General features: G+C 61.2%; 17 protein-coding genes. 12 read left to right on the top strand and 5 right to left on the bottom strand.

Going from position 1 to position 20,947, the window contains the following annotated elements; all coding sequences use genetic code 11:
• Positions 1-66 precede the first annotated feature (66 nt).
• From hemE to BHMPCIPO_RS17470, 8 genes are all read left to right on the top strand, one after another.
• Positions 67-1,098, top strand: a complete 1,032-nt coding sequence (hemE, locus tag BHMPCIPO_RS17505; protein ID WP_173517945.1) for a uroporphyrinogen decarboxylase — start codon at positions 67-69, stop codon at positions 1,096-1,098.
• On the top strand, positions 1,095-1,637 hold the full coding sequence (hemJ, locus tag BHMPCIPO_RS17500; RefSeq protein ID WP_173518209.1) for a protoporphyrinogen oxidase HemJ: 543 nt from the start codon (positions 1,095-1,097) through the stop codon (positions 1,635-1,637). The genes hemE and hemJ overlap by 4 nt, the downstream gene beginning before the upstream one ends.
• Positions 1,638-1,831: 194 nt before the next feature.
• A complete protein-coding gene (gene rho / locus BHMPCIPO_RS17495; protein WP_089044254.1) occupies positions 1,832-3,097 on the top strand; it encodes a transcription termination factor Rho in 1,266 nt (421 codons plus the stop codon).
• 370 nt (positions 3,098-3,467) lie between these two features.
• Positions 3,468-4,796 (top strand): tRNA uridine-5-carboxymethylaminomethyl(34) synthesis GTPase MnmE, encoded by a 1,329-nt coding sequence (gene mnmE / locus BHMPCIPO_RS17490; RefSeq protein ID WP_173517944.1) that lies wholly within the window; start codon positions 3,468-3,470, stop codon positions 4,794-4,796.
• Between the two features lie 100 nt (positions 4,797-4,896).
• The gene (gene mnmG / locus BHMPCIPO_RS17485; protein ID WP_173517943.1) at positions 4,897-6,780 is read left to right on the top strand and encodes a tRNA uridine-5-carboxymethylaminomethyl(34) synthesis enzyme MnmG; all 1,884 of its coding nucleotides are present in this window, start codon (positions 4,897-4,899) and stop codon (positions 6,778-6,780) included.
• A complete protein-coding gene (gene rsmG, locus BHMPCIPO_RS17480) occupies positions 6,777-7,418 on the top strand; it encodes a 16S rRNA (guanine(527)-N(7))-methyltransferase RsmG (RefSeq protein WP_173517942.1) in 642 nt (213 codons plus the stop codon). Before mnmG ends, rsmG begins: the two co-directional genes overlap by 4 nt.
• Positions 7,419-7,433: 15 nt before the next feature.
• Positions 7,434-8,228 carry a ParA family protein gene (locus BHMPCIPO_RS17475; RefSeq protein ID WP_173517941.1) on the top strand — a complete coding sequence of 265 codons (795 nt, stop codon included), beginning with the start codon at positions 7,434-7,436 and terminating at the stop codon, positions 8,226-8,228.
• Positions 8,229-8,263: 35 nt separating this feature from the next.
• A complete protein-coding gene (locus tag BHMPCIPO_RS17470) occupies positions 8,264-9,154 on the top strand; it encodes a ParB/RepB/Spo0J family partition protein (protein WP_173517940.1) in 891 nt (296 codons plus the stop codon).
• Positions 9,155-9,354: 200 nt separating this feature from the next.
• Here the strand turns inward: BHMPCIPO_RS17470 and holA are convergent, their stop codons facing one another.
• Genes holA through leuS form a run of 3 tightly spaced genes read right to left on the bottom strand, consistent with a single transcriptional unit; the run spans position 9,355 to position 13,548 of the window.
• A complete protein-coding gene (gene holA / locus BHMPCIPO_RS17465; RefSeq protein ID WP_173517939.1) occupies positions 9,355-10,389 on the bottom strand; it encodes a DNA polymerase III subunit delta in 1,035 nt (344 codons plus the stop codon).
• Between the two features lie 11 nt (positions 10,390-10,400).
• Complete coding sequence (gene lptE / locus BHMPCIPO_RS17460) at positions 10,401-10,934, bottom strand: LPS assembly lipoprotein LptE (RefSeq protein ID WP_173517938.1); 534 nt, start codon at positions 10,932-10,934, stop codon at positions 10,401-10,403.
• On the bottom strand, positions 10,921-13,548 hold the full coding sequence (gene leuS / locus BHMPCIPO_RS17455) for a leucine--tRNA ligase (RefSeq protein WP_173517937.1): 2,628 nt from the start codon (positions 13,546-13,548) through the stop codon (positions 10,921-10,923). Before leuS ends, lptE begins: the two co-directional genes overlap by 14 nt.
• A 223-nt stretch (positions 13,549-13,771) precedes the next feature.
• On the opposite strand from leuS, the gene BHMPCIPO_RS17450 reads away from it, so the two are divergent.
• The gene (locus BHMPCIPO_RS17450; protein WP_173517936.1) at positions 13,772-14,431 is read left to right on the top strand and encodes a YggS family pyridoxal phosphate-dependent enzyme; all 660 of its coding nucleotides are present in this window, start codon (positions 13,772-13,774) and stop codon (positions 14,429-14,431) included.
• A gap of 170 nt (positions 14,432-14,601) precedes the next feature.
• Positions 14,602-16,509, top strand: a complete 1,908-nt coding sequence (locus BHMPCIPO_RS17445; RefSeq protein WP_173517935.1) for an AMP-binding protein — start codon at positions 14,602-14,604, stop codon at positions 16,507-16,509.
• Positions 16,510-16,554: 45 nt separating this feature from the next.
• On the opposite strand, the gene BHMPCIPO_RS17440 is transcribed toward BHMPCIPO_RS17445, so the two are convergent.
• Positions 16,555-17,424 (bottom strand): LysR substrate-binding domain-containing protein, encoded by an 870-nt coding sequence (locus BHMPCIPO_RS17440; protein ID WP_173517934.1) that lies wholly within the window; start codon positions 17,422-17,424, stop codon positions 16,555-16,557.
• A 137-nt stretch (positions 17,425-17,561) separates the two neighbouring features.
• On the opposite strand from BHMPCIPO_RS17440, the gene BHMPCIPO_RS17435 reads away from it, so the two are divergent.
• Positions 17,562-17,948 carry an ectoine synthase gene (locus tag BHMPCIPO_RS17435; RefSeq protein WP_173517933.1) on the top strand — a complete coding sequence of 129 codons (387 nt, stop codon included), beginning with the start codon at positions 17,562-17,564 and terminating at the stop codon, positions 17,946-17,948.
• A 72-nt stretch (positions 17,949-18,020) separates the two neighbouring features.
• Here the strand turns inward: BHMPCIPO_RS17435 and BHMPCIPO_RS17430 are convergent, their stop codons facing one another.
• Complete coding sequence (locus BHMPCIPO_RS17430) at positions 18,021-18,722, bottom strand: DUF1013 domain-containing protein (RefSeq protein ID WP_173517932.1); 702 nt, start codon at positions 18,720-18,722, stop codon at positions 18,021-18,023.
• A 225-nt stretch (positions 18,723-18,947) separates the two neighbouring features.
• Here BHMPCIPO_RS17430 and acs point away from each other — a divergent pair, with 225 nt between their 5' ends.
• The gene (acs, locus tag BHMPCIPO_RS17425) at positions 18,948-20,897 is read left to right on the top strand and encodes an acetate--CoA ligase (protein ID WP_173517931.1); all 1,950 of its coding nucleotides are present in this window, start codon (positions 18,948-18,950) and stop codon (positions 20,895-20,897) included.
• Positions 20,898-20,947: the final 50 nt, after the last annotated feature.

The following is a 20,947-nucleotide window of genomic DNA, read 5'->3' as shown; positions in this document are numbered from 1 at the left end:
ACCCACCGACTCTAAGAAATAGAAACCTTCTAAATATCTTTGATTTTAGATTGGGAGAGATGATCCGTGACCGAAACGCGCAGAAAGGTTCTGGAGGTTTTGGCAGGGAAGACGGTGTCTCCTCCTCCGATCTGGCTCATGCGCCAGGCCGGTCGATACCTGCCGGAGTACAGGGCAACGCGGGCTAAGGCCGGAAGCTTCCTCGATCTCTGTTACACGCCGGATCTCGCAGTCGAGGTGACGCTGCAGCCGATCCGTCGATATGCTTTCGATGCCGCCATTCTCTTTTCCGATATCCTGGTCATCCCGGATGCTCTGAAACGCAATGTGCGCTTCGAGGAAGGTCATGGGCCGCGAATGGATCCGATCGATGTCGACGGCATCCTTAGCCTGAAGCCTGAGGGCATCGCCGAGCACCTCCAGCCGGTATTCGAGACGGTGTCGCGGTTGCGCGCCGAACTCCCCGGAGAAACGACGCTGCTCGGCTTCTGTGGCGCTCCCTGGACGGTTGCGACCTATATGATCGCCGGACACGGAACGCCGGACCAGGCCCCTGCCCGTCTCTTCGCTTACCGCAATCCGGAAGCCTTCGATCACCTGCTGTCTTTCCTTGCTGATGTCTCGGCCGATTATCTCGTGCGGCAGATCGATGCCGGCGCCGATGCGGTGCAGATCTTCGATTCCTGGGCGGGGGTTCTCGGCGAGGAGGAATTCGCCCGTTATGCCGTCAAGCCGGTTCGCCGGATGATCGCTTCGGTCCGGGCGCAGCGGCCGAACGCGAAGATCATCGCCTTTGCGAAAGGCGCCGGTCAGCTACTGAAGACCTATCGCCAGGCGACGGGCGCCGATGCCATCGGTCTTGACTGGACCGTGCCGCTTTCCTTTGCGCAGGATCTGCAGAAGGAAGGGCCCGTCCAGGGCAACCTCGATCCGATGCGGGTCGTTGCGGGCGGCACGGCGCTCGCGGAAGGCATCGACCGTATTCTCGATGCGCTTGGCCATGGACCGCTGATCTTCAATCTCGGCCATGGCATCACGCCGCAGGCCGATCCGGATCACGTGTCGGCCCTGGTTGCCCGGGTCCGCGGAGCAAGCTGATGGCGGAGAAACAGACCGATCAGGCGCCCGGCAACAGGGCGCGGCTCAGGGCAGCGATTGCGCTCGGCGCTTTCGTCGCGCTTCTTGTCGGTCTGTTCCTTTGGCAGCCGGATGATCTCTATCTCTGGATCAAGGCGCTGCATGTCATCGCGGTCATGTCCTGGATGGCGGCCCTTCTCTACATGCCGCGCCTCTTCATCTATCACACCGACGCCGAGCCGGGCTCGGCGCAGTCGGAAACCTTCAAGATGATGGAGATGCGGCTTTTGAAGGTCATCATGAACCCGGCGATGATGATCTCCTGGGTGCTCGGGCTTTACCTCGCCTGGAGCGTCTATGGCTTCCAGGGCGGCTGGCTGCACGCCAAGCTCCTGTTCGTGGTGCTGCTGACGGGTGTCCACATGCGCTTCAGCCGAGCCGTTCGCGAATTTCAGCGTGACGAAAACAAGCACGACGCGCGCTATTGGCGGCTGATGAACGAGGCCCCGACGCTGCTGATGATTCTCATCGTGATCATGGTCGTGGTGAAGCCATTCTGAATTTAATCGATTTGTGGTTTGCAATAGTCGTTTCTAATTTGCGACAGCCCCTTGCGGGGTTTCACGTGAATCGCTATTTTCTGCCATCTCCTCTTCATGGCTTGTGACAAAGACAAGAGCCTGCCTCTTCCAGCCGCAGCTCCCCAACGAATACTCGCCATCTCTCCATTACCCATACCAAACATGGATCCTTCATGGCTGAAATGAAGCTACAAGAACTCAAGAACAAGACGCCGACCGATCTGCTCGCCTTTGCCGAGGAGCTCGAGGTCGAAAACGCCAGCACGATGCGCAAGCAGGAGCTGATGTTCGCGATCCTCAAGATGCTTGCCGCACAGGATATCGAAATCATCGGCGAAGGCGTCGTTGAAGTCCTGCAGGATGGGTTCGGCTTTCTCCGTTCCGCGAATGCAAACTACCTTCCCGGTCCCGACGACATTTACATCTCGCCTTCCCAGATCCGCCGCTTCTCCTTGAAGACCGGCGACACGGTCGAGGGCCCGATCCGCGGACCGAAGGAAGGCGAGCGCTACTTCGCCCTGCTCAAAGTCAACACCATCAATTTCGACGATCCGGAAAAGATCCGTCACAAGGTTCACTTCGACAACCTGACGCCGCTCTATCCGAACGAGCGCTTCAAGATGGAACTCGACGTTCCGACGTCGAAAGATCTCTCCGCCCGCGTCATCGACCTCGTGGCGCCGCTCGGCAAGGGCCAGCGTGGCCTGATCGTCGCGCCGCCGCGCACCGGTAAGACCGTTCTCCTGCAGAACATTGCGCATTCGATCACCGCCAACCATCCGGAATGCTACCTAATCGTTCTCCTGATCGACGAGCGTCCGGAAGAAGTGACGGACATGCAGCGCTCGGTGAAGGGCGAAGTCGTTTCGTCGACCTTCGACGAGCCGGCAACCCGCCACGTGCAGGTGGCCGAAATGGTCATCGAAAAGGCGAAGCGCCTTGTCGAACACGGCCGCGACGTCGTCATCCTGCTCGACTCGATCACCCGCCTCGGCCGCGCCTACAACACGGTCGTTCCGTCATCGGGCAAGGTCCTGACCGGTGGTGTCGACGCCAATGCCCTGCAGCGTCCGAAGCGCTTCTTCGGTGCTGCCCGTAACATCGAAGAAGGCGGCTCGCTGACGATCATCGCGACCGCGCTGATCGATACCGGCAGCCGCATGGACGAAGTCATCTTCGAAGAATTCAAGGGTACCGGTAACTCGGAAATCGTGCTCGACCGCAAGGTCGCCGACAAGCGCATCTTCCCGGCTATGGACATCCTCAAGTCCGGTACGCGTAAGGAAGACCTGCTGGTGCCGCGCCAGGATCTGCAGAAGATCTTCGTGCTCCGCCGCATTCTGGCGCCGATGGGCACGACCGATGCGATCGAGTTCCTCATCGACAAGCTCAAGCAGACGAAGAACAATGGCGACTTCTTCGACTCGATGAACACGTAAGACGCAGTCGATATCCGAAATCAGAGACCGGCCGACCTTACTCGGCCGGTTTTGCTTTCCAAAAAACTTAGCCGGATTCACAGCAGGTATTGATTCGGCTTCGCAACAATCGGGATCATCTGGATCTCGATTTCGCGATCGTTTCCGGCTGATTCACGTGAAACATGCCGATGCCGTGAAACACGCGCGTGGCAGTACCTTGATATTTCAACGCCGTTTCGGCATAAGCTCCCCGACCCGTTGAGATACAGTTTTCATTCTGCGTGAGCCTGCTCCGCGAAGTGAAACGATCCGGTCCCGAACTTCGATGATCCCCATTGTTTCGACCAGCGAACTGCATAACGGCTTTCGCGGTCTTTCAGGTGAGCCAATGACAGCGATGCACACGATATATGCGCTTTCCAGCGGGGCCCTGCCCTCTGGCGTCGCGGTCGTGCGTGTCAGCGGCCAGCACACCGCGGCGGTCTTACAGGCATTGTGCGGCGACGTGCCGTTGCCGCGAACAGCGACGCTCAAATCGATTCGGACCCGCAACGGTCTCGTGATCGATAGCGGCCTTGTACTCTATTTTCGCGCGCCTGCCTCCTTCACCGGCGAGGATTGCGCCGAGTTTCAGATCCATGGCGGCCGCGCTGCGGTAAACGCCCTGCTCGAGGAGCTCTCCCAGTTCGAGGGCTTGCGGCACGCCGAAGCGGGCGAGTTTTCACGGCGCGCCTTCCAGAACGGCAAGCTGGATCTGGTGGAAGTCGAGGGGCTCGCCGACCTGATCGTTGCCGAGACCGAAATGCAGCGCCGCCTGGCGATCGAGCATTCGGGCGGCGGGCAATCGAAGGTCTATGCGGCCTGGGCGAAACGTCTCACCCATGCACGGGCGATGATCGAGGCTGAGCTCGATTTTGCCGACGAGGACGATGTGCCGGGTTCGGTGAGCGAGCGTATCTGGCAGGACATGGCGACGCTGGCACAGGAGATCGCCGCCCACATCGCTGATGCGCCGCTCGCCGAGATCATCCGGGACGGGTTGAAGATCGTCATCGCGGGCGAGCCGAACGCCGGCAAGTCGAGTTTGCTCAATGCACTGGCGCAGAGGGATATCGCCATCGTCACGGAAATCGCCGGAACGACGCGCGACGTACTCTCAGTCGACCTTTCATTAGCCGGATTCTCTGTCAAACTTTACGACACTGCGGGATTGCGTGAAACCGACGAACGTGTCGAGCAAGAGGGTATCCGTCGCGCGCGAGAAGTTATCGAGCGGGCAGATCTGATCCTCCTTCTGTCGGAGTCGATGGGCGGCTTCGACTCTTTGTCCGAGATCGCCGCTGACGGCACGCCCGTTTTGCGGGTGGCAACAAAGATCGATCAACCGGACCGGCGGTGGTCTCCCGATGCGGCCGACGTCTTTATTTCGGTCAGGACCGGTGAAGGCATGGATCGCCTGTTGGATGCGATCGCCAGTCACCTGCCCGACCTTAGTGGCCGCACCGCACTCGCTTTGCCGTCGCGTCGCCGCCATGTCGATAGCCTGCGGCAAGCACTTCGAGCAATCGAAGCAAGCTTGGCGGGGGAAAGTTATGGTCTCGACATCCGAGCTGAACAGCTTCGTCTCGCTGGCGATGCCATCGGGCGGATTACCGGCCGGGTGGATGTCGAGAACCTCTTGGATGTGATATTTTCCGAATTCTGTATTGGAAAATAGTCTGTGGAAACAACGATACAACGTTTGCGAGTCCTTCGTTGTGTTTCACGTGAAACGAATCGTGCCGGCGCGAAGCGGTGCGGGTTTGGAGATATGAACAATGATCCAGTATGACGTCATCGTCATTGGCGGCGGCCATGCGGGCTGCGAGGCGGCAGCCGCGGCTGCGCGTCTCGGTGCTAATACGGCACTGATTACCCACAAGGCGTCGACCATCGGCGTGATGTCCTGCAACCCGGCGATTGGTGGATTGGGCAAGGGTCACCTGGTGCGCGAGATCGACGCGATGGACGGCCTGATGGGCCGCGTCGCCGATGCCGGCGGTATTCAGTTTCGCCTCCTCAACCGGCGCAAGGGCCCTGCTGTCCGCGGTCCGCGCACACAGGCTGACCGGCGCCTCTATCGCGAAGCCATGCAACGCGAGATCGCCGCCATCGCCAACCTGACGGTCATCGAGGGCGATGCTTTCGACCTTGTCGAGGCGGACGGAAAAGTCAGCGGCGTCGTGATGAAGGACGCGCGGTCGTTTGTATCAAAGGCCGTGGTCCTGACGACTGGCACCTTCCTGAAGGGCTTGATCCACATTGGCGATCAGAAGATCCCTGCCGGCCGCGTTGGCGAAGAACCATCGGTTGGTCTTTCCGGGACGCTGTTGCGCTACGGTCTGAAGCTTGGCCGCTTGAAGACCGGTACGCCGGCACGCCTCGATGGACGCACGATCGACTGGGATCGTGTCGGGAGGCAAGGCCCGGACGAGGATCCTGTGCCCTTCTCCTTCATGACCGACCGTATTTTGAACCGGCAGATTGATTGCGGTGTGACGCGCACGACGGAGGCAACGCACAAGATCATTACCGACAACATCGGCAAGTCGGCCATGTATTCGGGCCAGATCGAAGGTGTCGGCCCGCGCTATTGCCCGTCGATCGAAGACAAGATCGTCCGCTTTGGCGAGCGCGACGGCCATCAGATCTTCCTGGAGCCGGAAGGCCTCGACGATGACACCATCTATCCGAACGGGATCTCGACGTCGCTGCCCGCCGATATCCAAGACGCGTTCATTCGAACGATCCCCGGCTTGGAGAATGTGACGATCCTGCAGCCCGGCTATGCCATCGAATATGACCATGTGGATCCGCGCGAGTTGAATGCGACACTGGCGGTGCGCAAGATGCCCGGCCTGTTCCTGGCGGGACAGATCAACGGGACGACCGGTTACGAGGAAGCTGGCGCGCAAGGATTGGTCGCGGGTTTGAACGCGGCTTTGCTTGCGACCGGACGACCGGAGGTGATCTTCAGCCGCACCAATTCCTATATCGGCGTCATGATCGATGATCTGACGTCGCGCGGCATCACTGAACCCTACCGCATGTTCACATCTCGCGCGGAGTATCGTTTGTCGCTGCGAGCCGACAATGCCGATGCCCGTCTCACACCATTGGCGATGGAGCTCGGCTGCGTCTCCGATGCGCGCCGTGATCGTTTTGTCGATTGGCGGGCTCAGTTCGACGACGGTCGGCAACTGTTGAAGAGCCTTTCGGTGACACCGGCGGAAGGCAATCGCCATGGCCTGAAGTTGAACCAGGACGGGCAGCGGCGCACTGCCTTTGAGATCCTCTCCTATCCGGAGCAATCGATCGCTTCGCTGCTGCCGATCTGGCCGGAGCTGTCGTCGATTGGCCCGCGGGTCGTCGAGGCGCTAGAGATTGATGCTGCCTATGCGGTCTATATGGACCGCCAGGCGGCGGACATAGCCGGCATTCGTCGTGAGGAAAATCTGGTCATTCCCGATGGCTTTGACTTTGACAAACTGTCGGGCTTGTCCAATGAGCTGAAGCAGAAGCTGAAGCAGCAGGCACCGCGAAACCTGGCGCAGGTGATGAAGGTCGACGGCATGACCCCGGCCGCGGCGTCGCTGATTCTTGCCTGGTTGAAGCGCCAGAACGGAACCGTAGAACGCGAAGAGAAGGCGAATGCACAATGAAAACGAGTCCAGTCGACGTGTTGAACGGACTGCGTGTTTCACGTGAAACGAATGAACGACTGGAGCATTTTGCCCGCCTCTTTCAGAAATGGGCGAAGTCGATCAACCTCGTGGCGCCCTCGACGATCGAGGATTTATGGCGCCGTCATATCGTCGACAGTCTGCAGCTTGCGCAACTGTCTCCCGAGCCGAAGACCTGGGTTGATCTCGGCAGCGGCGGCGGCTTCCCGGGTGTCATTACGGCGATCTATCTCTCGGAGTTCGCCGACGGCTGGGTGCATCTCGTCGAAAGCAACAACAAGAAGGCCGCATTCTTGCGAGTCGCTTTGGCCGAAACGGGTGCACGTGGCTCCGTTCATCCGATTCGGATCGAAGAAGCTGGAAAGGTGATTCCGCAGGCAGACGCAGTTTCCGCGCGCGCATTGGCCGACTTGACGCTGTTGCTCGACTATTCGGCGCCGTGGTTGCTGGCCGAAGAGCGCAAAACGGTCGCCTACTTCCACAAAGGGCGGGATTACCAGCGCGAAATCGACAAAGCCATTGGCCGCTATCAATTCGATCTGGTAAAACATCCAAGCGTCGTCGAGCCGGATTCTGTTGTGCTCGAGATCGCAAATCTGTCACGCAAGGTTCAGTGATCGGCGAGCGGAAATATGTTTGGCGCAAGAAATCGGATCATCACAATCGCAAATCAGAAGGGTGGAGTCGGTAAAACGACGACCGCCATTAATCTGGCTACCGCTTTGGCGGCGATCGGCGAGCGCGTCCTCATCCTCGATCTTGATCCGCAGGGCAATGCCAGCACCGGTTTGGGTATTCAGCGGCGCGATCGAAACCTCTCGTCCTACGAGCTGATGATGGGATCCCATGGGATCGGCGAGATCGCGCAGCAAACCGCCGTTCCGAACCTCTCGATCGTCCCTTCGACGATGGATCTTCTTGGCGTCGAGATGGAGATCTCGCGGGAAGCAGACAGGGTTTTCCGGTTGCGCAAGGCATTGGTTAGCCCGGCGGCGATGGAATATTCCTACGTACTCGTCGATTGCCCACCGTCGTTCAATCTGCTGACGATGAATGCCATGGCGGCCGCACATTCCGTGCTGGTGCCGCTGCAGTGCGAGTTCTTCGCCTTGGAAGGCCTCAGCCAATTGCTGGAAACCGTGGACCAAGTTCGCCGATCGGTAAACCCGTCATTGGATATCCAGGGCATCGTGCTGACGATGTTCGACTCGCGCAACAATCTCGCCCAGCAGGTCGTCAGCGATGTCAGGACCCATCTTGGCGACAAGGTCTATCACACGCTCATCCCGCGCAACGTTCGCGTCTCGGAGGCGCCGTCCTACGGCAAGCCTGCGATCCTCTACGATCTGAAATGTGCCGGAAGCCAGGCCTATCTGCAGTTGGCATCGGAAGTGATTCAGCGTGAGCGCCAGCGCAAGGCGGCATAATCATTTCGGCAGCGTAATTTAAATCGGGTGACAAAATGAACGACGATAGCTCGAAGAGACGGCTTGGTCGCGGACTGGCGGCGTTGATCGGTGAGATGGATCAACCGCTGCAGACCGGCGCCGCAGCCCCTGTCCCGGTCAATCCGGACCGACGGGTGCCGATTGAGTTTGTGTCGCGCAGCCCGCGCAACCCGCGCCGACAGTTCGACGAAACCGAACTCCAGGATCTCGCCAATTCGATTCGCCAGCATGGTATCGTTCAGCCCGTTGTCGCCCGCACCATTGGTGTCGATCGATACGAAATCATCGCCGGCGAACGCCGCTGGCGGGCCGCACAGTTAGCCGGATTCACCGAGATTCCGGTGATCATTCGCGACGTCGATGATCGGACGGCGCTGGAGATCGCCATCGTCGAAAACGTTCAGCGCTCGGACCTCAACCCGCTTGATGAGGCGCTTGGGTATGAACAATTGATTGCCGAGCACGGCTATACGCAGAACGATCTCGGTGAAATCATCGGCAAGAGCCGCAGTCACGTCGCCAACAGCCTGCGGCTGCTGAAACTGCCGGAACCGGTGCGCGACATGCTGTCGGAGGGCACGCTTTCCGCGGGTCATGCACGGGCGCTCATTCCCACGTCGGATCCGGCGACGCTGGCCCGGACGATCGTCGCCAAGGGGCTTTCGGTGCGTGATGCCGAGCGCATGGCCCAGAACGATATCCGCGCGCAGAACGATCCGAATTTCGGCAAGACAGCGCGCCGCGACGAGAAGGATGCGGATACGCTGGCGTTGGAACGCACCCTGTCGGATAGCCTTGGCCTCGAGGTGACCGTCAACCACAAGGCGTCTGGTGGCCATCTCCGCATCGCCTATAAGACGCTCGATCAGCTCGAGGAAATTTGCCGCCTGCTTGAGCGCCGGTGAGAGCTTCAAGCGGCATTTTCAGAGCTCCCGAAGGGCGCGCCTTGTACGCAAAGCGCGTCCTAATCTATTGATTCACTTAATCTTTCTGTCTCACTGGGCTTAGCAGAAGCCTCCGTATCCGTGCCGGGCGTAATTACCGGCGAGGAAAGTGACGGAAGCAATCGATTGCTACAGGCTGGGTTCCCTTTGCGTCAACCGCATCAGCGCCGTGCGGATTGCACGGCGATCGCCATGAGATTCTGCAAGACCAGGCTTTCTTCCAGGCTGGCACGGCTGCGGCTTTGAAAGATCGTCGTCTGAAGACGATTGAGTTCACGGCGTATCGCCGGCGCCGTCCATTGCTTCAAGGCGGCTTCGACGATCGGCTTGCGCCGGAAATGTAGACCGCGGCCGAGCGTGGCAATGACCTGCCCTGCCTGCTGGCGACTGGCATCCATTTCGGCGCGCATCACGTCGAGCTGCTGGAACTGTCTTAGGCAGGCCTGCAGCACCAGAAACGCCGGTGTCTTCGACGTGGTGATCTTCTGCATCGCATGCAGCAGACCGTCGAGATCGCCCTTCAGCACGGCGTCGACTGCGTCGTCAACGGAAATGGCGCTGGCGTCGCCGACGATGTCTAGGACATCCTCCTCGTCGACAGCCGTCTTGCCGCGGCAATAAAGGGCGAGCTTGCGCAGTTCGTTGCGTGACGCCAGGCGATCGCCACCAAGCGCCTCCAGCAGGCGCGCACGGGCGGCCGGCGTGATTCCCAGCTTCTCGTCGCCAAGTTCCTTGTCGATCAAGGCCTGCAGGCCGCGAATGTCGTCGCTGTAACAGGCGATGCAGGCCACAGAACGGGCCGTTTCGGCGATCTTGCGAAGCGCGGCACCCTTCTTCAGGTCACCGGCCTCGACGATCACATAGCTTCCGGACGGCGGTTCGGCGGCCAGAAGCTGCATCGCGTCGACGAGCGACTTCTCGTTGGCCGCACCCCGCACCCAGATGAGCTTGTCACCTCCGAAGAGGCCGATCGAATTGACCTCATCGAGCAACCGGCCCGGCGATTGCGTCAGCTCGCTGACATCGAGTTTCAGGACGGAAAAGGGATCATCCAGCGGCACGCCGCAGCGCGCGGCGAGCGCGGACGCACGCTCGGAGACGAGCCCGCGGTCGGGCCCGTAGAGAATGAACAGCCGATAGACCCCGGCGGACTTCTGGAGGAAGGAGTCGAATTCGTGCGACTTGACTTCGCTCATCCCGACACCGACTAGCGGCTGAGGGCCGCGGCGATATCAGCCCGGATCAGCTCGGCCAGTTCCTTTGCGGCGCGGTTTTCGCCGTCGCGGATGGCGCGCAACTTGGCAAATTCCTGGACCGGGAAGTCGACGAGCGCGACCGCCGTACGGTTGCCGGACTTGATCGTCTCGCCCGTGCCGATCTTCGTCAGGTTGTAGTCCGCCTTGACGACAATGCGTCCGGCGCTGGCGCGGTCCACTCGGTCCTTGTCTTGGTCATAGAGCACGCCCATGGCACGGGTCGTGACCTCCAGTGCCAGGTGATACTGCGGGTTTACCGGTTCGCCCTGCCCGCCCGCCACAAGGAAGATCAAGTCGTTGCGGACTTCCTGTTCGACGCGGTCGTCGGCATCGGAGATCTCGATGGCCGCCAATGCCGTCGACGTGCCGACAGGATCGGAATAGAGCGGCCTGACCTGGCAGCCGGCGAGCGCGGTCAGCAAAAGAACACCTGCCAGCACCGGGATCGACCGGATGCGGGCGCCAGCTCTATCAGACAACGACATTGACGATCCTCTGGGGCACGACGATGATTTTCTTGGGGCTGCTGCCGTTGAGCGCAGTCTTGACGGCATCAAGCGCCAGGACGGCGCTTTCGATCGCACTCTGATCCGCATCGCGGGCGATTGTCAAATCGGCGCGCTTCTTGCCGTTGATCTGTACCGGAAGCGTGATTTCGTTCTCGACGACCAGCGCCGGGTTGAAGGCCGGCCAGCCGCGTTCCGCGATCAGCCCCTCGCCACCGATTTCACGCCAGCATTCCTCGGCAAGGTGCGGCGTCATCGGCGCGATCAGGTTGATCAGGATCGTCGTGGCGTCCTTTACGGCGCCAGCGAGTGCCGCATCCGCCTTGCCGGCGGCAACCTGGGTCAACGGCGCGGCAAGCGTGTTCACCAGTTCATAAATGCGCGCCACGGCCTTGTTGAAGGCGAGCTTGTCATAATCCGCCTCGACGGCGCGCAGCGTCTTGTGAGCGGCCTGCGAAACGGCAAGGGCTTCGCCTTCAGACGCCGGTGCAGCCTCGGTCGCGCGCAGATTTTCGGCGGCCTCGCTCACCAAACGCCACACGCGCTGGACGAAGCGATGCGATCCTTCGACACCGGCTTCGGACCAGATAACGTCACGATCCGGGGGCGAATCGGAAAGAACGAAGAAGCGCGCCGTATCGGCGCCGTAGGAAGCGATGATGTCGTCGGGATCGACGACATTCTTCTTCGACTTCGACATCTTCTCGATCGAGCCGATGGCAATTTCCTCGCCGGTCTCAAGCAGTACGGCGCGGCGTCGTCCGTCGATCTCTTCGATGCGGATCTCAGCCGGCGTAACCCATTCGCGCTGGGCGCCCTCGCCGCGGCTATAGGTTTCGTGCACGACCATGCCCTGGGTGAACAGACCCTTGAACGGCTCGTCGATCGCGACATGGCCGGTTGCCTTCATCGCGCGGGTGAAGAAGCGCGAGTAGAGCAGGTGAAGGATCGCGTGTTCAATGCCGCCGATATATTGATCGACCGGCAGCCAGTGGTTGGCGACCTTGGGGTCGGTCGGATTGTCTTCCCAGGGTGCGGTGAAGCGCGTGAAATACCAGGACGAGTCGACGAAGGTGTCCATCGTGTCCGTCTCGCGCCGGGCATCCTTGCCGCAATGCGGGCAGGCGACGTGGCGCCAGGTCGGGTGACGGTCGAGCGGATTGCCTGGCTTGTCAAAGGTGACGTCCGGCGGCAGCACGACAGGCAGATCGGCTTTCGGAACCGGCACGACGCCACAGTCGTCGCAATGGATGACCGGGATCGGGCAGCCCCAATAGCGCTGGCGCGAAATGCCCCAGTCGCGCAGGCGGAAGTTCACCTTGCGCTCGGCGCGCGGCGTGCCGTTGAACGTTTCCTTTTCCAGCTTCGAAGCGACCGTCTCGAAGGCGTCTTCCGTCGACAGGCCGTCGAGGAAGCGCGAGTTGATCATCACGCCGTCGCCGATATAGGCCTCGTCGCCGATTGCAAAGGTCGCGGCATCACCGTCCTTCGGCATGACGACGGGGACGACCGGCAGGCCGTATTTGCGGGCGAAATCGAGGTCGCGCTGGTCGCCGGAGGGGCAGCCGAAAATGGCGCCCGTGCCGTAGTCCATCAGCACGAAGTTGGCGACATAGACCGGCAGCTCCCAGCTCGGATCGAGCGGGTGCTTGGCGCGAATGCCGGTATCGATGCCCTTCTTTTCTGCCGTTTCCAGTGCAGCGAGCGACGTGCCGGCGCGGCGGCATTCCTCGCAGAATGCCTCGACCTCCGGATTGGTGGCTGCCACCTGCCTGGCCAGCGGATGGTCGGCGGCGATCGCCAGGAAGGAGGCGCCGAAGAGCGTATCCGGACGGGTCGTGTAGACGGTGAGCTCGGCCGCGTCACCAGCGGTACCGTTCACGAGTTCCCAACGCAGCGACAGGCCTTCCGAGCGGCCGATCCAGTTCTTCTGCATCAGGCGCACCTTCTCGGGCCACTGATCCAGCGTGTCGAGCGCGTCGAGCAGTTCCTGGCTGAAGTCGGTGATGCGGAAGAACCATTGCGTCAGCTCGCGCTGTTCGACCAGAGCGCCCGACCGCCAGCCGCGGCCGTCGATCACCTGCTCGTTGGCGAGCACGGTGTTGTCGACCGGGTCCCAGTTGACCTTCGACTGCTTGCGATAGACGAGACCCTTCTCCAGGAAGTCCAGGAACAGGTGCTGCTGGCGCTGGTAGTAGGCGGGGTCGCAGGTCGCAAATTCGCGGTTCCAGTCGAGCGACAGGCCCATGACCTTGAGCTGCGCCTTCATCGAGGCGATGTTCTGGTAGGTCCAGCTGGCCGGATGCACGCCACGTTCCATGGCGGCGTTTTCGGCCGGCATGCCGAAGGCGTCCCAGCCCATCGGATGCAGCACGTTGAAGCCGCGGGCACGCTTGTAGCGCGCTACCACGTCGCCCATGGTGTAGTTGCGCACGTGGCCCATATGGATGCGGCCCGACGGATAGGGGAACATCTCGAGCACGTAGTACTTTTCGCGCGGATCGTCGTTCTCGGTCTGGAAGACCTCGTGCTTTTCCCATTCCTGTTGCCAACGGGGCTCGGCATCACGCGGATTGTATCGTTCGCTAGACATGTCTTTTCGATGTTCCGGAAGTTCTGCGGCGCATCGGCGCGCCTCATGATAGTTGGGGTGACCTTCACCACGAAACCGCCTGACGGTCAAGTTTTTGAAGGGTTTGCCGCGACACTTTGGCGGATTTGAGCCTGCCGGTGTGGCCATGGCCTTGGCAAGTCGGTCAAGTTTGCCTAAGCCGCTCGGTCAGTGGTTTGATAGTTCCTTGTCGGAGAACGGGTCGATGGAAGTCCAAGAGCGGTTGCAGGATGTCGTGAGCCGGATTCAGGCGGCGGAGAAGTCTGCCGATCGCGCCGAGGGCGCCGTTACGCTGGTCGCGGTTTCCAAGACCTTCGACGCCGATACCATCCGGCCGGTGATCGCGGCGGGCCAGCGGGTCTTTGGCGAAAACCGGGTGCAGGAAGCGCAGGGCAAGTGGCCGGAGCTGAAGGCGGAGACATCCGACCTCGAACTTCACCTGATCGGCCCGCTGCAATCGAACAAGGCGGCCGAGGCCGTGGCCCTGTTCGACGTCATCGAGACCGTCGATCGCGAGAAGATTGCCCGCGCGCTCGCGGCAGAGATGCAGAAGCAGGGCCGGAACCTCAGGTTCTACGTTCAGGTCAACACGGGGCTCGAGCCGCAGAAGGCCGGCATCGCACCGGAGGAGACGGTCGCCTTCGTCGATCTCTGCCGCCGGGAGCTGGGCCTTCAGATCGAGGGGCTGATGTGCATTCCGCCGGTCGAGGAAAATCCCGGCCCGCATTTTGCCCTGCTTGCGAAGCTCGCCGCCGCCTGCAGGCTCGACAAGCTGTCGATGGGCATGTCCGGCGATTTCGAGACGGCCATCCAGTTCGGCGCCACCAGCGTTCGCGTCGGTTCGGCCATTTTCGGCGCGCGCTGACGACAGAGTGTAGGAACTTGCAATTCCAGCGAACCCTTTCACGCTTTCGCTGGAATTGCTCGAGCTCGACGCATACCGCTTTCGTCGGGGTTCCCCTGCCCACTCATTAGCCTATCCTTGCGCATGAGGAGGCCGGACATGTCCGGCAACATGCACAGGGAGGAACGGAAATGGCGAGTCGCTATTCCGAAGTGTACGCCGCCTGGAAGGCGGATCCGCAGGGTTTCTGGTCTGGTGCCGCCGACGCCATCGATTGGTTCGAACGTCCGCAGCGGGCCTTTGACGCCGAGCGTGGCACCTATGGGCACTGGTATGCCGATGGCCTGACGAATACCTGCTACAACTGTCTCGACCGTCATGTCGAAGCGGGGCGCGGAGAGCAGATCGCCTTCATCTATGACAGTCCGGTCACCGGTCGGGTCGAGCGCATTTCCTATGCGGCCCTGCTCGCCGACGTGAAGGCGCTGGCCGCCGTCTATCGGAAGCTCGGCATCGGCAAGGGTGACCGCATTATCATCTACATGCCGATGATCCCGCAGGCGGCGGTTGCCATGCTTGCTGCCGCCCGGATCGGCGCCGTCCATTCCGTGGTCTTCGGCGGTTTTGCCGCCAACGAATTGGCGGTGCGCATCGACGATTGCCAGGCGAAGCTCGTGGTTTCCGCAAGCTGCGGCATCGAACCCGGCCGGACCGTCGCCTACAAGCCGTTGCTCGATGCGGCGCTGGAGATCGCTACCCACAAGCCGGCGCATTGCCTCGTCTTCCAGCGCGAAATGGCGGAAGCCGCCATGACGGAGGGACGCGACATCGATTTTGCTGCGGCGCTGGCCGCGGCGAAGCAGGCGGGCGAAGAGGTCGGATGCACGCCCGTTGCCTCCACCGATCCGCTCTATGTGCTCTACACCTCAGGCACGACCGGCCAGCCCAAGGGCGTGGTGCGCGACAATGGCGGTCACATGGTCGCGCTCAAGTGGTCGATGGAGAATTTCTTCGGCGTCCAGCCGGGCGAGGTGTTCTGGGCCGCCTCCGATATCGGCTGGGTCGTCGGCCACTCCTATATCGTCTATGGGCCGCTCCTGAACGGCAGCACCTCGATCCTCTTCGAAGGCAAGCCGGTCGGAACGCCTGATCCCGGAACCTATTGGCGGATCATTGCCGAGCACGGCGTCGTGGTGATGTTCACGGCGCCGACGGCGTTGCGGGCGATCCGCAAGGAGGACCCTGACGCTTCCCATGTCGGCCGCTACGACCTGTCGCGCTTCCGTGCGCTGTTCCTTGGCGGTGAGCGGGCGGACCCTGACACGATCCGCTGGGCAGAAAAGGCGCTTGGCGTGCCGGTCATCGATCACTGGTGGCAAACGGAGACCGGGTGGCCGGTGGCCGGCAACCCCATGGGCCTCGGCCTGTTGCCGGTCAAATATGGGTCGCCGTCCGTTCCGTTGCCGGGATATGATGTTCAGATCCTCGACGATGCCGGGCATCTGGTCGGCCCGGGGACGCTCGGCAATGTCGTCGTAAAACTGCCGCTGCCGCCCGGCTGCCTGCCGACGCTCTGGAACGCCGACCATCGCTTCCGCGCGGCCTATCTCGACGAGTTCCCCGGCTACTATAAGACCGCTGACGCCGGTTATCTCGACGAGGACGGCTATATCTTCATTATGGCGCGCACCGACGACATCATCAATGTTGCCGGTCATCGCCTCTCGACCGGGGCGATGGAAGAAGTCTGCGCCAGCCACCCCGATGTCGCCGAATGCGCCGTCATCGGCATCGCCGACGATCTGAAAGGCCAGGTGCCGGCGGGCTTCCTGGTGATCAATTCCAATGTTTCCCGTGAAACGTCGGAGATCGAACGCGAAGTGATCAGCCTCGTTCGCGAGCGCATCGGGCCGGTGGCGGCGTTCCGGATGGCGATCTGCGTCAAGCGGCTGCCGAAGACGCGCTCAGGCAAGATCCTGCGGGCAACGATCCAGAAAATCGCCGATCGGCAACCCTGGAAAATGCCGGCGACGATCGACGATCCGCTTATCCTCGACGAGATCACCGTGGCCTTGCATGGCCGGGGAATCGGAATCTAGAGGCTTTCTGAGCCGGCTTATGATGTGAGCGCCGTGGCGCTCGCATCAAGATCTGGCAACCATTGCGAACCAGTCGCTGAAAGCCGACACCGCCTTTGAGCGTGCGGTCTTGGTGATGAGAAAATAGCTTTCGTTTTCGAGAGTGGCGATATCGGAGAGTATCACGAGATCGCCGCTCTCGATTTCGCGCCGGAAGACTTCGACGGGGCACAGTGCCACGCCATGGCCGGCGATGACGGCCGTGGCGAGAAGGTTGAAGTCCTGGAAGATCGGACCTCGCAAGGCTTGCCCCGCTGCCACCCCTGCCTTGGCGGACCAATCGCGCCAGCGCGAAGTTGTCTCGTCATGCAGCAGATCGGCGGAAGCGATCGCCTGCGCCGTCCTCAGGTCCCCTTTCCGTTCGATGTAGCGTGGGTTGGCAACCGGCCGGTTGATTCGTGAAAACAGCCGGTCTGAGCGCGTCCCTTCGCTTGTATCGGCGCCGAGGGTGATGAGGATATCGCAGCCGGTTTCGCGCAATTGCTGCTCGGCCATGGCGTAGACGACCCTGACGTCGACGTCCGGGTGATCGCGGAGAAACTCTCCGAGTGCCGGTATCAGCCAGCGCGTGGCGATCGAAGGAATACAGGCGACGCTCACTTGCGCCTTGGCATTCAGTCGCAGCAACTCCGTTTCCGCGGCGATGCGCTCGAAGGCCGATGTCAGTGTTGCTGCCAAGCTCTCGGCTTCCGCCGCCAGCCGCACACCACGTTTCTCCCGCACGAAGAGCGGCCGGCCGAACCACTCCTCCAGCAGGCGGATCTGGTGGCTGACGGCGGCATGCGTCACGTGCAGTTCGTCCCCGGCGCGGGAGAAACTTGCCAAACGCGCCGCAGCTTCGAAGGCGCGCAGCATGCCAAGTGGCGGCAGTGTCATCTGTAAGATTTCCTCAGCTATTCCGTGAGGAATCGTCGTTTGATCGGCTGCCGATGTCAACGGATACTGGTTTCATCACGGGAATGAGCGGGAAGCTCGCCCGGAAACATTAGAAATCTTTACAGATGGAGAGACCCATGTTCGTGCGCAGCCTGCAGCAAGTCGAGGCAACCGATCATTTCGTCGAATGGGGCAGCGGTACCAGCCACCGCCTGCTTACCGAGAAGGATGGCATGGGTTTCACCGTATGCCACACGGTCGTGCGCGCTGGCACCGTGTCGCTGCTCGAATACCGCAACCATCTGGAGGCGTGCTACTGCATCGCCGGCCACGGTGAGGTCGAGGACATGCAGGGCAAGATCTTCCCGATCACCAAGGGCGACATTTACGTGCTGGACCAGCACGACAAGCACTATCTGCGCGGCGGCAAGGATGAAGATCTGATCCTCGTCAGCATCTTCAATCCGCCGCTTAAGGGAACCGAGCGTCACAACCTCAACGATCCATCCGGTTCGGCTTACTGAACACTTTCTTGAGCACAGGCCAACAAAAAAGCCCGGATCGTCGATCCGGGCTTTGATCGAACTGGACGGTGATCAGTATTGATCGTCGTCGTCCTCGTCCTTGCGGTCCGACTTCAGCGACTTGAGCTTGGCGAAGACGGCATCGGCGTCGATTTCCTTCTCTTCTTCGCGCTCGTAGCTGAAGCCGAGCTTTTCGGTTTCCTGAGCCGACTCCAGCGTCTGGCCGAGTTCGGCAGCCGTCGGCAGCGGACGGCCCTTGGAGGCGCGTTCGACTTCGAGGTCGAGGTCGATCTGCGAACACAGGCCGAGGGTCACCGGATCCATCGGCGTCAGGTTAGCGGAGTTCCAGTGGGTGCGCTCGCGGATCTGTTCGATCGTCGACTTGGTCGTGCCGACGAGGCGCGAAATCTGCGCGTCCTTCAACTCGGGATGGTTGCGTACGAGCCAGAGAATGGCGTTGGGGCGATCCTGGCGCTTGGAGACCGGCGTGTAGCGCGGACCCTTGCGCTTGGAATCGGGAACGCGGACCTTCGGCTCCGAAAGCTTCAGCTTGTGGTTGGGGTTTGCTTCTGCGCGCGCGATCTCGTCACGCGAAAGCTGGCCGGTGGCAATCGGGTCGAGGCCCTTGATGCCCTGCGCGGATTCACCGTCGGCGATCGCCTTCACTTCAAGCGGGTGCAGCTTGCAAAACTGCGCGATCTGGTCGAAGGACAGCGCGGTATTGTCAACGAGCCAGACGGCTGTTGCCTTGGGCATAAGCAGTTGCTGAGCCATGGATATAGTCCTTTTGTCCGTCCGCGCCGGTGTCGCGGGCCGTGGAGTCTACCACTGATTTCCGGGAAATGTGGGCCTCTATACCGTCCTTGTCTCAAAATTGCAATTCTTCAGTTCCAAATGTCCTTTTGTCTAATTGCGGCGGGGATTTGACCTGCTATGAATGTGCGCGAGCGAGCGCCCCGGGGAGGGGTCGCCGGCATCGAAATGCGCAGGGAGGAAAAAATGTCCGCCAAGATCTATCCGGTGTTGAAGTCTGCCAAGAGCCGGACGTTGCTCGACAACGCCACTTACCTGAAGTGGTACGAGGAGAGTGTTTCGGACCCGGCAAAGTTCTGGGGCAAACACGGCAAACGGATCGATTGGTTCAAGCCCTATACCAAGGTCAAGAACACCTCTTTCAAGGGTAAGGTTTCGATCAAGTGGTACGAAGACGGCCTGACCAACGTCTCCTACAACTGTATCGACCGCCACCTGAAGACGCATGGTGAGAAGACCGCGATCATCTGGGAAGGCGACAATCCCTATATCGACAAGAAGATCACCTACAACCAGCTCTACGAACAGGTTTGTCGCCTCGCCAACGTGCTGAAGAAGCACGGCGTAAAGAAGGGCGACCGCGTCACCATCTACATGCCGATGATCCCGGAAGCGGCCTATGCGATGCTCGCCTGCGCCCGCATCGGGGCGATCCATTCCGTCGTCTTTGGCGGCTTCTCGCCGGACGCGCTGGCCGGCCGTATCGTCGACTGCGAGAGCACTTTCGTCATCACCTGCGACGAGGGTGTGCGCGGCGGCAAGCCGGTACCGCTCAAGGAAAACACCGACACGGCGATCGATATCGCGGCCAAGCAGCATGTCATCGTCAACAAGGTGCTGGTGGTCCGCCGCACCGGCGGCAAGACCGCCTGGGCGCCTGGCCGCGACCTCTGGTATCACCAGGAAATCGCGACCGTGAAGCCGCATTGCGAGCCGGCGAAGATGAAGGCGGAAGATCCGCTGTTCATCCTCTATACGTCGGGCTCGACCGGCAAGCCGAAGGGCGTGCTGCACACGACCGGCGGTTACCTCGTCTATGCGTCGATGACGCATGAATATGTCTTCGACTACCGCGATGGTGAAGTCTATTGGTGCACGGCGGACGTCGGCTGGGTCACCGGCCACTCCTATATCGTCTATGGTCCGCTCGCGAATGCGGCGACGACCGTGATGTTCGAAGGTGTTCCGAATTTCCCGGATGCCGGGCGCTTCTGGGAAGTGGTCGACAAGCACAAGGTCAACGTCTTCTATACGGCGCCGACGGCGATCCGCTCGCTGATGGGGGCTGGCGACGAGTTCGTCCAGCGTTCGTCGCGCTCGTCGCTGCGCCTGCTCGGCTCGGTCGGGGAGCCGATCAACCCGGAAGCCTGGGAGTGGTATTACAACGTTGTCGGCGAGCAGAAGTCGCCGATCGTCGATACCTGGTGGCAGACGGAGACGGGCGGCATTCTGATCACGCCGCTGCCGGGCGCGACCGATCTCAAGCCCGGTTCCGCGACCCGGCCGTTCTTCGGCGTGCAGCCGCAGCTCGTCGACAATGAGGGCAACGTGCTCGAGGGCCCTGCCGACGGCAACCTTTGCATCATTGATAGCTGGCCGGGCCAGATGCGTACGATCTATGGCGATCACGCGCGCTTCGCCCAGACCTACTTCGCCACCTACAAGGGCAAGTATTTCACTGGTGACGGCTGCCGTCGCGATGAGGACGGCTATTACTGGATCACCGGTCGCGTCGACGACGTCTTGAACGTCTCCGGCCATCGTCTCGGCACGGCTGAAGTCGAATCCGCGCTGGTGTCGCATCACCTGGTCTCGGAAGCCGCCGTCGTCGGCTATCCGCATCCGATCAAGGGCCAGGGCATCTACTGCTATGTCTCGCTGATGGCCGGCGAGATCGGCAATGATGATCTTCGCGCAGCTCTGGTGAAGCACGTTCGTTCGGAAATCGGACCGATCGCCACGCCTGACAAGATCCAGTTCGCGCCCGGCCTGCCGAAGACCCGCTCGGGCAAGATCATGCGGCGCATCCTGCGCAAGATCGCCGAAGACGATTTCGGAACGCTCGGCGATACGTCAACGCTCGCCGATCCGGCTGTCGTCGACGATCTGATCGCCAACCGTCAGAACAGGGCCTGACGCTCTCGGCCGCTGTCCATCCCGTTGGGGTGGGCAGCGGCCGTTTCGAT

It is taken from the genome of Ensifer sesbaniae, assembly GCF_013283665.1.
Lineage (GTDB): Bacteria > Pseudomonadota > Alphaproteobacteria > Rhizobiales > Rhizobiaceae > Ensifer > Ensifer sesbaniae.
This window is presented reverse-complemented; position numbering and strand designations above follow the sequence as displayed.

Bases quoted from the DNA above. Each gene is read 5' to 3' on its own strand.
- rho (WP_089044254.1), top strand. From the start codon at position 1,832: ATGGCTGAAATGAAGCTACAAGAACTCAAGAACAAGACGCCGACCGAT.
- mnmE (WP_173517944.1), top strand. From the start codon at position 3,468: ATGACAGCGATGCACACGATATATGCGCTTTCCAGCGGGGCCCTGCCC.
- mnmG (WP_173517943.1), top strand. From the start codon at position 4,897: ATGATCCAGTATGACGTCATCGTCATTGGCGGCGGCCATGCGGGCTGC.
- rsmG (WP_173517942.1), top strand. From the start codon at position 6,777: ATGAAAACGAGTCCAGTCGACGTGTTGAACGGACTGCGTGTTTCACGT.
- BHMPCIPO_RS17475 (WP_173517941.1), top strand. From the start codon at position 7,434: ATGTTTGGCGCAAGAAATCGGATCATCACAATCGCAAATCAGAAGGGT.
- BHMPCIPO_RS17470 (WP_173517940.1), top strand. From the start codon at position 8,264: ATGAACGACGATAGCTCGAAGAGACGGCTTGGTCGCGGACTGGCGGCG.
- holA (WP_173517939.1), bottom strand. From the start codon at position 10,389: ATGAGCGAAGTCAAGTCGCACGAATTCGACTCCTTCCTCCAGAAGTCC.
- lptE (WP_173517938.1), bottom strand. From the start codon at position 10,934: ATGTCGTTGTCTGATAGAGCTGGCGCCCGCATCCGGTCGATCCCGGTG.
- leuS (WP_173517937.1), bottom strand. From the start codon at position 13,548: ATGTCTAGCGAACGATACAATCCGCGTGATGCCGAGCCCCGTTGGCAA.
- BHMPCIPO_RS17450 (WP_173517936.1), top strand. From the start codon at position 13,772: ATGGAAGTCCAAGAGCGGTTGCAGGATGTCGTGAGCCGGATTCAGGCG.
- BHMPCIPO_RS17445 (WP_173517935.1), top strand. From the start codon at position 14,602: ATGGCGAGTCGCTATTCCGAAGTGTACGCCGCCTGGAAGGCGGATCCG.
- BHMPCIPO_RS17440 (WP_173517934.1), bottom strand. From the start codon at position 17,424: ATGACACTGCCGCCACTTGGCATGCTGCGCGCCTTCGAAGCTGCGGCG.
- BHMPCIPO_RS17435 (WP_173517933.1), top strand. From the start codon at position 17,562: ATGTTCGTGCGCAGCCTGCAGCAAGTCGAGGCAACCGATCATTTCGTC.
- BHMPCIPO_RS17430 (WP_173517932.1), bottom strand. From the start codon at position 18,722: ATGGCTCAGCAACTGCTTATGCCCAAGGCAACAGCCGTCTGGCTCGTT.
- acs (WP_173517931.1), top strand. From the start codon at position 18,948: ATGTCCGCCAAGATCTATCCGGTGTTGAAGTCTGCCAAGAGCCGGACG.